At 59.7% G+C, this 12,351-nt stretch carries 11 protein-coding genes and 1 pseudogene; 4 read left to right on the plus strand and 8 right to left on the minus strand.

Going from position 1 to position 12,351, the window contains the following annotated elements; translation table 11 throughout:
• Positions 1–52: 52 nt before the first annotated feature.
• Both SGN16_RS01335 and SGN16_RS01340 read right to left on the minus strand, forming a co-directional pair.
• Positions 53–835 (minus strand): annotated as a pseudogene (locus tag SGN16_RS01335) (HipA domain-containing protein); the annotation flags it as partial.
• Positions 836–1,049: 214 nt separating this feature from the next.
• Positions 1,050–1,403 (minus strand): DUF1493 family protein, encoded by a 354-nt coding sequence (locus SGN16_RS01340; protein WP_210642361.1) that lies wholly within the window; start codon positions 1,401–1,403, stop codon positions 1,050–1,052.
• 49 nt (positions 1,404–1,452) lie between these two features.
• Here SGN16_RS01340 and SGN16_RS01345 point away from each other — a divergent pair, with 49 nt between their 5' ends.
• Positions 1,453–1,638 carry a hypothetical protein gene (locus SGN16_RS01345; RefSeq protein WP_210645476.1) on the plus strand — a complete coding sequence of 62 codons (186 nt, stop codon included), beginning with the start codon at positions 1,453–1,455 and terminating at the stop codon, positions 1,636–1,638.
• 22 nt (positions 1,639–1,660) lie between these two features.
• Here the strand turns inward: SGN16_RS01345 and SGN16_RS01350 are convergent, their stop codons facing one another.
• Both SGN16_RS01350 and SGN16_RS01355 read right to left on the minus strand, forming a co-directional pair.
• On the minus strand, positions 1,661–1,927 hold the full coding sequence (locus tag SGN16_RS01350) for a hypothetical protein (RefSeq protein WP_210642362.1): 267 nt from the start codon (positions 1,925–1,927) through the stop codon (positions 1,661–1,663).
• A 291-nt stretch (positions 1,928–2,218) separates the two neighbouring features.
• Complete coding sequence (locus SGN16_RS01355) at positions 2,219–3,283, minus strand: S8 family peptidase (RefSeq protein WP_335943706.1); 1,065 nt, start codon at positions 3,281–3,283, stop codon at positions 2,219–2,221.
• A gap of 256 nt (positions 3,284–3,539) precedes the next feature.
• On the opposite strand from SGN16_RS01355, the gene SGN16_RS01360 reads away from it, so the two are divergent.
• From SGN16_RS01360 to SGN16_RS01370, 3 genes are all read left to right on the plus strand, one after another.
• Entirely contained in the window at positions 3,540–5,468 is a 1,929-nt protein-coding gene (locus tag SGN16_RS01360; protein WP_335943707.1) for an ATP-dependent DNA helicase RecQ, read from the plus strand.
• 107 nt (positions 5,469–5,575) lie between these two features.
• Entirely contained in the window at positions 5,576–6,802 is a 1,227-nt protein-coding gene (locus SGN16_RS01365; protein WP_335943708.1) for a 3-hydroxyacyl-CoA dehydrogenase NAD-binding domain-containing protein, read from the plus strand.
• A gap of 45 nt (positions 6,803–6,847) precedes the next feature.
• Positions 6,848–7,267: a thioesterase family protein gene (locus tag SGN16_RS01370; RefSeq protein ID WP_210642366.1), complete on the plus strand. Its 420-nt coding sequence runs from the start codon at positions 6,848–6,850 to the stop codon at positions 7,265–7,267.
• An 86-nt stretch (positions 7,268–7,353) separates the two neighbouring features.
• Here the strand turns inward: SGN16_RS01370 and SGN16_RS01375 are convergent, their stop codons facing one another.
• The 4 genes from SGN16_RS01375 to SGN16_RS01390 all read right to left on the minus strand — a co-directional run bounded on the left by SGN16_RS01375 (position 7,354) and on the right by SGN16_RS01390 (position 12,259).
• The gene (locus SGN16_RS01375; protein ID WP_210642367.1) at positions 7,354–7,827 is read right to left on the minus strand and encodes a glycine zipper domain-containing protein; all 474 of its coding nucleotides are present in this window, start codon (positions 7,825–7,827) and stop codon (positions 7,354–7,356) included.
• A gap of 266 nt (positions 7,828–8,093) precedes the next feature.
• Entirely contained in the window at positions 8,094–10,442 is a 2,349-nt protein-coding gene (locus SGN16_RS01380; protein WP_210642368.1) for an FdhF/YdeP family oxidoreductase, read from the minus strand.
• Positions 10,439–11,278, minus strand: a complete 840-nt coding sequence (gene fdhD / locus SGN16_RS01385; protein ID WP_335943709.1) for a formate dehydrogenase accessory sulfurtransferase FdhD — start codon at positions 11,276–11,278, stop codon at positions 10,439–10,441. Before fdhD ends, SGN16_RS01380 begins: the two co-directional genes overlap by 4 nt.
• Before the next feature lie 93 nt (positions 11,279–11,371).
• Entirely contained in the window at positions 11,372–12,259 is an 888-nt protein-coding gene (locus SGN16_RS01390) for a LysR family transcriptional regulator (protein WP_210642370.1), read from the minus strand.
• Positions 12,260–12,351 lie beyond the last annotated feature (92 nt).

The raw sequence follows: 12,351 nt of genomic DNA on the forward strand, positions 1-12,351 counted from the left end.
CTCGGTTAGCGAATAAAAAACCGCCTTTTGTGGGCGGTTTTTTATTGGGTGGTTATTTGTATGAAAGACGAAACGCGGACGCCATATTGTCCTGTTCGCGCCTTGAGAGTCCCAATGCCTCTGCCAGGGTGGACCATTGGCTAACGGTCTCTTGGAACTGCGCAACGATGTCCTGTGCATCTGCTTGGCTGACCCGGAAATACTCGGCTACTTCTAGCGCGAGTTCCAAGTCCAGGGCGTTGTCCGCGTCGGTAATGTTGAGTTTCAGTCCATCGGCGTGTGGCACCGGGTTCATGTCGTAGGCAGCGGACAGGCGCCATCCTCGGCCAGGATCCAGGATAAATCCGTGGTTGCGCAGATGATCGTCGGTGTTGGAAACCAGGATGTTGAACACGATTCGAGACCATAGCTCACGCAAATCCGCCTTGGCTTCGGAGCCATGTTTGATCAGGACCTCTGCCAGCTCTAGATAACTGGCACCTGTTGACGCATCGTCGCCGTCCACGCGGTCGGTCATGGTCATTGCTGAGGCAAAGTGCAACCGGCCACCTCTCTCTGTGCGATCGAAGCGCTTGACCATGAAGCAGTGATGATCGCTCGCGTAGCGTCGAGCGAGAGCGCTGGCGACTCGTAAGCCACAATGATTGGCCAGGGCATTCACCACTATTTCCCAGCCGCCAACATCATAGTCATCGCGAGTGCTTGGGAACTTGGCTATCCATAAGTGCCCGTGTTCATCTGCCACACTGGCCTTCGGCCTGGCGCCCCCGAGTGAGCCACCTGGCGCGATCAGCATTTTCAGCCACTCTCGGCCATTGGGTGACGTGTTGTCCGGCTGTCTTCTTAGCCATGTGGCAATATTCCTTCATTTTTCAGCATCTACTGCCAAAATATTAGCACTTAGGTTGATGGCTTGCTGCGCTGACGTGGCGAAAGGAAAGGTGATTCTTGCGATATGACCTAATGACCTAAAACGTGAAAACTGCCATTATTCCAGCTGAAATAAAGCCAAACAGCCAGAATAATGCCACTTAAGACGCCTCGATCAACTAGGCCTCTTCCACTTCCCGCGTATCCCATCGTTGTGCCTTGATGGCCTTGTAGAGCATGCCGATGGTCAGCGGCATCTTGTTCCCACGGCCCTTGGCCCTGCGCTTTTGAAACACATCAAATCCTTCCGGTTGAAAGTAGCGGTAGGCGTCGTAGTCGATGAGGTCGATGGCGAACCGCTCCTCCAATGCTTCCATCAGATGTCGAGCGTCCGCGCCATCGCAGCCAAGATCGAGATTGATCGCCGTGTCCAGGCGAATGGTCTTGCGCTCCGGCAGGCCGATTTCTTCGTGAAGCAGTTCCATGAGCTGGCGCATGGCATGGTCGTCGGGGAAGTCGGGCGCGAGGTGCATGGTGAAATGTCCGGAGTAAAAGGGGGGCTGTAGCGGTGGGAAGTCTAGGGTGAAAGCGTTGTTCATTGGAAAAAGCAAAGATATCACCCAACTCCCAAAGGCGTTCTGCGGGCTTTTCCTGACCTTGTTCGTGCTCGATCAAAAACTGCCACTATGGAAAAAGTACAACAAACGCGGAAAACATCTAGGCGAGTTCAATCAAGGACTGGATCTTTATTTAACGTCTTACGACTGACCTCAACATTCAGCTCCGACCCTCAACGCAACCGCTGCCGCACTACCTCCAACAGCTCGCTACCATCCTGAGTCAACAGATAAAGCGCATGGACAATGCTGGGGATGTCTTTCACATCAGCGTGCTTGAAGCATAAGCAGTGAAGCGTTTCGAGCAGGTCGCTGGAGGCGCGGATGCGTTGGGCGGCGGCGTCGCAAAGGTCGTGGAGGTCGGCTTCGGTGTCGATGGCCAGGATCGGTGTGCTGTTGAGCCGCTGGTATCGGTCGGTGGACGGATTCTCTGTGTGCATTTGAGCCTCTTCAGTACGATTTTTCGAATCGCACCGCGGACTATAAAGAGCTCTTTCCAGGCGCCGCAATATGATCTGGAGGGACAGGTTATGTAGGGCATTTACCGATGTCTGACGCGTGGATTAATGATCTCTCTTGGATGTTGTTACCTATCCCCATTCTCCGAGCAACTATCAGGTGGGTCCTACAAGTACGCGGTAAAGGCTGCTTCAGAAACGGTAGGTCACTTCCCACAATTGAGTAGTAGATGGCAGCTTATTAGGCTGCCACGAAATCCTGCACATGAACCATCAGTCAGTCATTTGCCCAGGAGCGCGTCGTGAGGCTGCCTCAAGGTCCATCAGCCCTCTGCCGTAGGCTTCGCTATTGGCGTAGATACCCGTGCGGTTGGTTGTCGCCAGTAAGTGTTCACGCACTTGCTGCGGGCTGAATTGTGGGTAAAGGCTTTGCAGCGCCGCCAGTGCACCACTGACCAAGGCTGCGGCGGGAGAGGTGCCGGCGGTTTGCACGTAACGGCCATCCTTGCCCACCGTGAGCAGGCCTGCCTGGGCACCGCCATCGCCGCCGGGAACGGCCATGCACCAGGCGGCTGCTATGCCGCAATAGTTGGATTTTCCATTGATGGCGCTGCCGTCGTTTTTCAATGCAACCACAGCGATCCAGCCTTTCTCCAATTCAGGCATTGCCGCTGGCAATCCAGGTTCGGCCAAGGGCTCGCGTCTGAGTTCGTTGCCGGTGGGGAAGATAAACACCGCGCCATCCGACACCAGTTTTCGAGCAACGGCCAAGGCGTTGGGCATCACCTGGTTGTAACGCGCCTCGTTGATTTCGGTGGCGGGGATGGCGTTGGCCCATGAGTTGTTGAGCAGGCGCGCGCCCTTGTCGAAAGCGCTTTGCCAGGAGTTGGCGATTTCGCTGTCGAAGAAAAACGGCTCGTTGTCGTCACCAAAACGAAAGGGGAGCAACCGCGCGTTGAACGCGATGCCATGCATGCCCTGATCGTCCTTGTTGGCGGCGAGTATGCCGGCCATTTGCGTGCCATGGCCGACACGGTCCAGCGTTCCCGGGCGGTTTTCGACGTAGTCGAATCCGGGGTCACCCAGCCTGCCTTCGAACTCCTTCAGATTGGCGTTGAGCCCAGAATCGATCAGCGCCACGGTCACGTCCTGACCAGTGCCGCCACGCGCGTATAACGCCGACGCCTTGACGACGGCGAAGCCTTGCTGGGCGTGGTACTCCGGGGTTTCGAACGAGGCTGCTTCAATGTCGGGTTGTTCAGGCACGGTCAAACAACCGGCCAATAGAGAGGCTGACGTTATCGTCAGGGCGCGTAGTACGGAAAATGGGTGTGGCATGGTTCGTTCCTTGAACAAAGTATTAGGCCCCGGCTTCCTAAGCCTCGGTGTAACGCATGAATCGACGGCGCACCTTACCCGGCAAACGAAGTGGGAACGAGGCATCAAAGTGCCTGGATTTGTATCACCTCATGGCAAAGCCAAAGGGGGCTGAGGCTGTATCATCCGGTAGCGTTTTTTACCCCGACCTTTTCTCGACTCGCTGCGCTGCCCCGCTAGGCTTTGGGCTGCGCAGCAGTCAAAGGAGCGACCGCACATGCACAGCACCCTGGAACAGGTTTTCGGTTATCCACAGTTTCGTCCCGGCCAGGAAGCGGCCATCGGCGCCGTATTGGCCGGTCGGTCGGCGGCGGCCATTTTTCCCACCGGGTCCGGCAAGTCCCTGTGCTATCAATTACCGGCTTTGCTATTGCCGCACCTGACCCTGGTGGTCTCGCCACTGCTGGCGCTGATGCAGGACCAGTTGGCGTTTCTGCAGCGCCACGGCATCGCGTCGGCCAGTATCGATTCGGCCCAGAGCAGTGACGAAGCCAACGATGCCATGGCCCGAGCCCGTTCGGGCGAGTTGAAGATCCTGATGATTTCGGTGGAGCGGCTGAAGAACGAGCGCTTTCGCAATTTCCTGCAGCAGGTGCAGATCTCGCTGCTGGTGGTGGACGAAGCTCACTGTATCTCCGAATGGGGGCATAACTTCCGACCCGACTACCTCAAGCTTCCCGATTATCAACATCAGTTCAACATCCCCCAGGTGTTGCTGCTGACGGCCACCGCGACTCCCAAGGTCATCGCCGACATGCAGGCGAAGTTCGCCATCGCCGCCGCCGATGTCGTGACAACCGGTTTCTACCGGCCCAACCTCAATTTGCTGGTCGAGCCGGTGCTGGGTACGGACAAGCGCGGGCGACTGGTGCAATGGCTGGGTGAGCGTGCTGGGCAACCGAGCATCGTCTACGTCACCCAGCAGAGAACCGCCGAGCAGATTGCCGAGCATCTGGACCGGCACGGTATCGAGGCCGAGGCCTATCACGCCGGTTTGCCCCATGAGCAGCGCGAAGCCATCCAGCGACGTTTCATGGGCGGGCAGTCCAATTGCATCGTCGCGACCATTGCCTTTGGCATGGGCATCGACAAGAGCGATATCCGCAACGTGGTGCATTTCGACCTACCCAAGTCCATTGAAAACTACAGTCAGGAGATCGGTCGGGCCGGGCGAGACGGGCAGCCGTCCGATTGCCTGGTATTGGCTAACCGCGACAGCCTCAACGTGCTGGAAAACTTTGTGTATGGCGATACCCCGGAGCTGGAGGGCATTCGTTGCGTACTCGATGAGCTGAAGGTCGCCGCCCCCGATGGGCAATGGGAGTTTTTGTTGGGCCCGCTGGCAGACCAGAGCAATATCCGGCAACTGCCGCTCAAGACGCTGCTGGTCCAGTTGGAGCTGCGTCGGCTGATCGCACCGCGTTATGCCTATTTCGCCGAGTACCGCTTCAAGTTCCTGGCCGAGCCGCACACGCTGCTGGAGCGCTTCGAAGGTGAGCGCCGGGATTTCGTTTCGGCCATCATCCAGACCTCCAGTCGCGCCCGGAGCTGGGCCACGGTGAATTTCGACGGGATGTACCAGCAGTATCACGCCGAGCGTGATCGGGTGGTCAAGGCGCTGGACTATTTCCAGGAAAAGGGCTGGATCGAGCTGGAGAGCAAGCAGATGACCGAAGTGTACAGCGTGCTGGAGACAGACCTTGATGCGCAGGTCCTGGGGGCCGAGCTATATGCTCATTTCACCCGCCACGAGCGCGCTGAAATCGCGCGCATTCACGCCATGCTTGAGTTGTTCGCCACTGACCGTTGCCTCGGTTATCGCTTGGCGCAGTATTTCGGGGATGAGAATGCGCCCAGGCAGTGCGGTCATTGCTCGGTGTGCCATGGACATGTCACACACCTGCCGGAGCCACCTTCTTTGCCCGCGCTTGTGGATAAAAGCTTCGAGGCATTGAGCGGCGACTTTATCCACAGGCATGAGCAGCATACCGGCAGCGTGCCCTCCGCAGAGCGGCTGACCCGATTTCTGTGCGGGATCAGTGTGCCGCTGTTTACCAAACTGAAAGCGCGGACGATCAGGGGATATGCCGCGCTGGAGGAGTATCCGTACGCTGAAGTGCGCCAGTGGACTCAGGCGCATTTGTGAGCTGCATCCATCCGATGAATGCCCTGCATCACACGAATAAATTTCAAAAATAACCGGCTGCTGACTAAGGTGAAGGCTGTCTTTGGATCGCCAACAAGAGAGCAAACATGAGCCAGACACCCTTCGATATTCAGCGCGCCGCCGTGGTCGGTGCAGGCACCATGGGGCGGGGCATCGTGATGTGCCTGGCCAATGCGGGAGTGACAGTGCAGTGGGTCGACAACAACCCGCAGATGCTCGAACAGGCACTGGTGGCCGTGGCCGAGACCTATGCCCACAACGTGCGCCAAGGGCGAATCGATCAGGGTGAAGCCGACGCCCGGATTGCACGGGTGACGCGGGCAGACGATTACGCGGCGATCCGCAATGTGGACCTGGTGATCGAAGCGGTCTACGAAAACCTGGAGCTCAAGCAAAGAATCTTTCGCGAGTTGGACGGTCTGCTCAAGCCCGAGGCCATCCTGGCGAGCAACACTTCGGCGCTGGACATCGATGCCATCGCCGCCGCCACCCGCCGGCCAACCCAGGTGTTGGGCCTGCATTTCTTCAGCCCAGCGCACATCATGAAACTGCTGGAAATCGTTCGCGGCGCGCAAACTTCCAAAGCGGTGCTGGATGCGGCCCTGGTATTGGGCAAGCGCATGGGCAAGGTCAGCGTGGTGTCGGGCAATTGCCATGGCTTTATCGGCAACCGAATGCTCCACCCTTATGTGCTGGAGGCTCGCAAGATGTTGCTGGAGGGGGCATTTCCCCATCAGGTGGATACGGCCTTGCAGGGCTTCGGTTTTGCCATGGGGCCGTTTCGCATGTATGACGTGGTCGGGATCGACCTGGAGTGGCGCGCCCGTGAGCTGGCGGGCAAAGGCCAGGATGCGCCAGAGGTGCAAGTGGATAACCGGTTGTGCGCACTGGGGCGGTTCGGTCAGAAAAGCGGCAACGGCTACTATCATTACGCGCCCGGCAGCCGGCAAGCGGAGCATGATGTCGAGGTCGATGCGCTGGTGCAGCAGGTCAGCGAAGCGCTGGGCTTTCAGCGCCGCGAGATCGGGCCTGAGGAAATTCTCGAACGTTGCTTGCTGGCGCTGGTCAACGAAGGCGCGAAGATCCTGCAGGAAGGCATTGCCGAGTCGGCTCACGATATCGACCTGGTCTACCTCAATGGCTACGGGTTTCCTGCGGACAAGGGCGGCCCGATGGCCTGGGCCGACGGGCAGGGGCTCGAAGACATCCACGCACGCCTGCTGGAGCTCGAAACGAAGCAGGGTGACCAATGGAAACCCGCGCGCCTGATCGGCGAGTTGGCCGCGCAGGGTAAGGGCTTCGCACAGGCCTAGGCCCTCGCCACATCAAGACCATAGAGCGACCGTAAAGGACTTCTGATGCCCCAACGTACCGAATACCCCCACTTGCAACCCATCACCACGCGCTGGCATGACAACGATGTGTACGGTCACGTCAACAACGTCACCTATTACAGCTTTTTCGATACGGCGGTGAACACCTACCTGATCGAGGTCGGTGGCCTGGATATCCATGATGGAGACGTGGTGGGGTTCGTGGTGAGTTCGGCCTGCGACTATTTTGCGTCGATTGCCTTTCCTGACCGGATTGAAATCGGTCTGCGAGTCGCCAAGCTGGGCAGCAGCTCGGTGCAATACGAACTGGCGGTATTCAAGGCCGGGGAGGAGGAGGCTTGTGCCGCGGGGCGCTTTGTCCATGTATTCGTGGAGCGGGCGTCGAATCGACCAGTGGCGATTCCGGACCGGCTACGTGGGGCCCTGGAGCGGTTGGTGGTCTGAAACGAAAAATCGCAGCCTGCGGTCAGGCTCTGGGAAGAGCTGCCGCACGCTGCGATCTTTTAATCGCTGATAGTTAAAACCAGCGATTAGTCGCGATAGCGATGTTTATGCTTGCGATGCCCATAGGCATGGCCGCGACCTGGGTGGCCGTCGCGATAGTAGCGACGATCACCACGGCGACCTTCATAACGGTCGTCGTCATCGTCCTTGCCCATGTAGTTACCCAGCGCGCCACCAGCACCACCGCCGGCTGCTGCACCGATCAGGCTACCCGTGCTGCCGCCCACGCTGCGGCCAACCACGTTACCGCCGGCTGCGCCCAGCGCACCGCCGATCGCGGCTTCACCGCGGCTATGTTTGTCTGCACCAACTGCGCTACCACCCGCGCCGCCCAGGGCTGCGCCGATGGTGGAGCCGGTGTTGCCGCCCAGGGACTGGCCGACGACCGAACCCAAAACCCCGCCCAATGCGCCGCCAACACCTGCTTCGGCAGTGCCGCCAGCAGAAGCGACGCCACTGATCAGGCCAAGGGACAACAAGAGAATGGAGGAGAACTTCATAGAGGAGCCTCAAAGGGATGACGGCGCGATCCTGAGGCTGGCTTCGCTTGGTTACAATCGAAATCCGACGAGTAACACGACTTGTGCACAATTCTCTAAGTTATTGTTTTTTGGGTGGAACTTAAGACAAATTGACCGGTCTGTAGCTACTTCGGACAGGCCGTTTTCTATGGAAAACGGCCTTTTTTGTGGGCGCTAGAAAATACTTTGTGGGGAGGGGATAAATCCCCTCGCCACAGGTCAACCATGATCCAGGCAAGGTCGTGTCAGGCCGACTTGGCCAGGATCAACCCGTTCTCGCTCGCTGCTTCCAGGCGGATCGCCACGAATTTCGACGTTGGCGTGTGACTGCCGTCGCCGGTGCTTTCCAGTGGCACCAAAGGGTTCACTTCAGGGTAGTAGGCGGCAGCCTGCCCCGCTGGAATGTCGAACGCCAGCAGGGTAAAGCCTTTGACCCGCCGCTCGCGGCCGTCATCCCAGAGCGAGACGATGTCGGCCTTCTGGCCCGGCTTGAAGCCCAGGCGAATGATGTCCGCTTCATTGACGAACAACACATCACGTTGGCCCTTCACACCGCGATAGCGGTCATCGAGGCCATAGATAGTGGTGTTGTACTGATCATGGGAGCGCATGGACTGCATGATCAGGTCGGGCAATTGGCCGGTGGCGCGAGTGCGCTCATGCACCAGGTCTGTCGGCAACAGGTTGGGTTTGAAGTTGGCGCGACCCGACGCGGTGGCCCAGCGCCGCGCACCGGCGCTGTTGCCTAGGTAGAAACCGCCGGGGTTCTGGAGCTTTTCGTTGAAGTCCTTGAATCCCGGGACCGTGTCGGCGATCAGGTCGCGGATGCGGCTGTAGTCGGCCACCAGCCAGTTCCAGTCCACCGGGCGACTGCCCAGCGTGGCGGCGGCGATGCCGGCGATGATCCATGGCTCGGAGCGCATCTGGTTGGACAGCGGTTGCAACTGGCCCATGGAGGCGTGGACCATGCTGAAGGAGTCTTCGACGGTCACCGCTTGCGCGCCTTCGGTTTGCAAGTCGATGTCGGTACGCCCCAGGCACGGCAGGATCAGTGCCTCCTTACCGTGGGCCAGGTGGCTACGGTTGAGCTTGGTGCTGATCTGCACGGTCAGGTCGCAATTGGCCAGGGCCTGGAAGGTCCGCTGGCTGTCTGGTGTGGCTTGGGCGAAGTTGCCGCCCAGGCCAATGAAGACCTTCGCCTGGCCGTCGGCCATGGCGTGGATCGCCTCGACCACGTTGTGGCCGTTCTCGCGTGGCACCTTGAACTGGAAGCGTCGTTCCAGCGCATCGAGAAACACCGCCGGCGGGCGCTCGTTGATGCCCATGGTCCGGTCGCCCTGCACGTTGCTGTGGCCACGTACCGGGCACAGGCCTGCGCCTGGGCGGCCGATGTTGCCGCGCAGCATCATCAGGTTGGCGATTTCCTGGATGGTCGCCACTGAATGGCGATGCTGGGTGATGCCCATCGCCCAACACATGATCACGTTCTTGCTTTTGGCGTACATGCGCGCCGCTTGCTCGATCTCGACCAGGGGCAGCCCCGATTGCTCGACGATCTGCTCCCAAGGGGTGTCGTCGACCACGGCCAGGTAATCCAGCACATTGGTGCTGTGTTCGTTGAGGAATGCGTGGTCGAAGACTGCCGCAGCGCCGGTGTTCTGCGCTTCACGTTCCCATTGCAGCAGGAACTTCGCCATGCCACGCAATATCGCCATGTCGCCACCCAAGGCCGGGCGGAAATACGCGGTGTTGGTTGGTTTATCACCGTTGGTGAGCATTTCGAGCGGGTGCTGCGGGTGCTGGAAACGCTCCAGGCCACGCTCCTTGAGCGGGTTGATGCACACCACTTGGGCGCCGCGCTTGACCGCCTCGCGCAGCGGTTCGAGCATCCGGGGATGGTTGGTGCCAGGGTTCTGGCCCCAGACGAAAATCGCGTCGGCGTGTTCGAAGTCGTCGAAGGTCACCGTGCCCTTGCCCACGCCAACGCTCTGGGACAGCGCGACGCCACTGGCTTCGTGGCACATGTTCGAGCAGTCGGGGAAGTTGTTGGTGCCGTAGGCGCGCACGAACAGTTGATACAGGTAGGCGGCTTCGTTGCTGGCCCGGCCCGAGGTGTAGAACTCGGCCTGGTTCGGGCTGGAGAGCCCCTGCAGGTGCTTGCCGATCAAGGCAAACGCCGCTTCCCAACTGATGGGTTTGTAGCGGTCGGTTTCGGCGTCGTAGCTCATCGGTTCGGTCAGGCGACCTTGGTATTCGAGCCAATAGTCGCTCTGCTCCAGCAGCGAGGTCACGCTATGTTTGGCGAAAAACGCACCATCGACGCGGCGCTTGGTCGCTTCCCAGTTCACTGCCTTGGCGCCGTTCTCGCAGAACTTGACCATGCCGCTTTCCGGCGAGTCACCCCAGGCGCAGCCTGGGCAGTCGAAGCCACCGTTCTGGTTGGTCTTGAGCATCATGCGGATGTTTTTCAGCGCATTGTCGCTGGTCAGCCAGGCCTGGGCGACGCTGATCAGTGCGCCCCAACCACCGGCCGGGCCCTTGTAGGGCTTGTAGCGCGGTACGGGTTTCTGGTCGGCTTGTTGATGATTGCTCACGCTTGATTCTCCATCGCAGGGCTGTAGACCCGCGGCGCACTTTTTTGCGGCAGGTGGATGAGATTGAGGTTGTGTTGGCGGGCCCACTGCACGGCAAGGCCCGTGGGCGAGGACAGGCTGACGAGGGTTTGGATACCGGCGCGCAACACTTTCTGGATCAGCTCGAGACTGCAGCGACTGGTGACGATCGCCGCGCCACCGGCCACCGGGATCTGTTGCCGGATCAGCGCGCCGATCAGCTTGTCGAGGGCGTTGTGCCGGCCAATGTCTTCGCGGCCCAACAGCAATTGGCCCTGGGCGTCCATGAACAATGCCGCGTGTACCGCGCCGCAGTGCTGGCCCAGCGGTTGGAATTGGCCGATGCGTTGGCGCAGGCCATCGAGCCATTGCGCCGGTGGCAGCGGTGCGCCGGGTAGCACCTTGAGATCTGGCAGCGCCTGCTCCACCGCTTCCACCCCACAGAGCCCACAGCCGCTGGTGCCGGCCAACTGTCGGCGTTGCTGCTTGAGGTTCCAGAAGGCGCGGTTGGCGATGGTCACCTGGGCATAGTGCGCAGAACCTGCGCCGCTCAGCTGCAGGTCATAGATGTCCGATGAGTCTTCGATGATGCCGCTGCCGAGGCTGAAGCCGACGATGAAGTCTTCAAGGTCTGTGGGCGTGACCAACATGACGGCCTGGCTGATGCCGTTATAGGCAATCGCCAGCGCCACTTCCTCGGCCAGCGCGGTGCTGTCCGATTGGGAGCGGTCCAGATTGCAGTAGCGATAGCTCTGGCTGGCGGCCGGCGCGGATGTTTCCACTGCAGGCGCTGGACAGACCGGAGGCTTGTCGTTCATAGGCATCACTGAAAGTAGGAATAGTGTTAAGACTAAATGCGGCAATCTGCCACGTCTAATCGCTATTACTGATCTCTCAATAGATGACGTCGATCAAGATACTGTCGCTGATTTCTGATAAAGGGCAAAACAAGCCTCCGCCAAGGCCGAGCGCGGGGCGCCGCGCCGCATGATCAGCCCCAGCGGGACTAATGTCTGCGCGCTTTCGATGGGCTGGATGCGCAGGTCTTCGGTCAGGACATTCAGACCGCTGTCCAGAGGCATCACCGCACAGCACAAGCCGCCGTGCACGGCTTGTAGCAACTGGTGCACCGCGTCGGTTTGCAACAACGGTTGAGGTGTGAGCCCCCTGCTGTGGAAGTTGTGGTCGATGGATTGACGAAAATGCATGCCGCTGGTGAGCATGCCCAGGGGCAGTTCGATCAGCGCTTCCCAGCTCAGTGGTTGTTCACCGAAAAAGAAAAAACGCTGGTCGTAAAGCAGGCCCATGCGCGTGTGGCTGAAAGGCAGGGCCTCGAAACGCTCGTTGTCCAGGCGTTCTAGGTAGGAAATGCCCAGGTCGATACGGTTGTTCGCCAATTGTTCGAGGATGTGCTCGGAGCTCAAGGACGACAGTTCAAAACGCAGGCGAGGGTGCTCGGTGTGCAAGCGTTGCATCATCGACAGCGGGTCGAAGTCCGACAAGGGCACCACGCCCAGGCGCAGCGTACCCACCAGGTTGCCACGACAGGCCGCCGCTTCGGCCTGCAGACCGTCATAAGCCGCCAATACTGTGCGCGCCCAGGCCAGCACCCGTTCCCCCGGCGCGGTAAAGCCTTCAAAGCGTTGGCCACGGTTGACCAGCGGCAGGTCGAGTTCCTCCTCAAGGCTACGCAGGCGCATCGACAGGGTCGGCTGGGTAATATGGCAGCGTGCGGCGGCCTGGCCGAAGTGACGGGTTTCGTCGAGCGCGATGAGAAATTTCAGCTGCTTGATGTCCATCTTCGCTCCAAGGCGCGGGAAGGTTCGGATTCTAGCGCTTGCGCGCGGCGGGGTCATTGGTCGGTCGGGAACCGGCTACACCCGGCCTGGTC

The organism is Pseudomonas sp. G166, from assembly GCF_037027455.2.
Lineage (GTDB): Bacteria > Pseudomonadota > Gammaproteobacteria > Pseudomonadales > Pseudomonadaceae > Aquipseudomonas.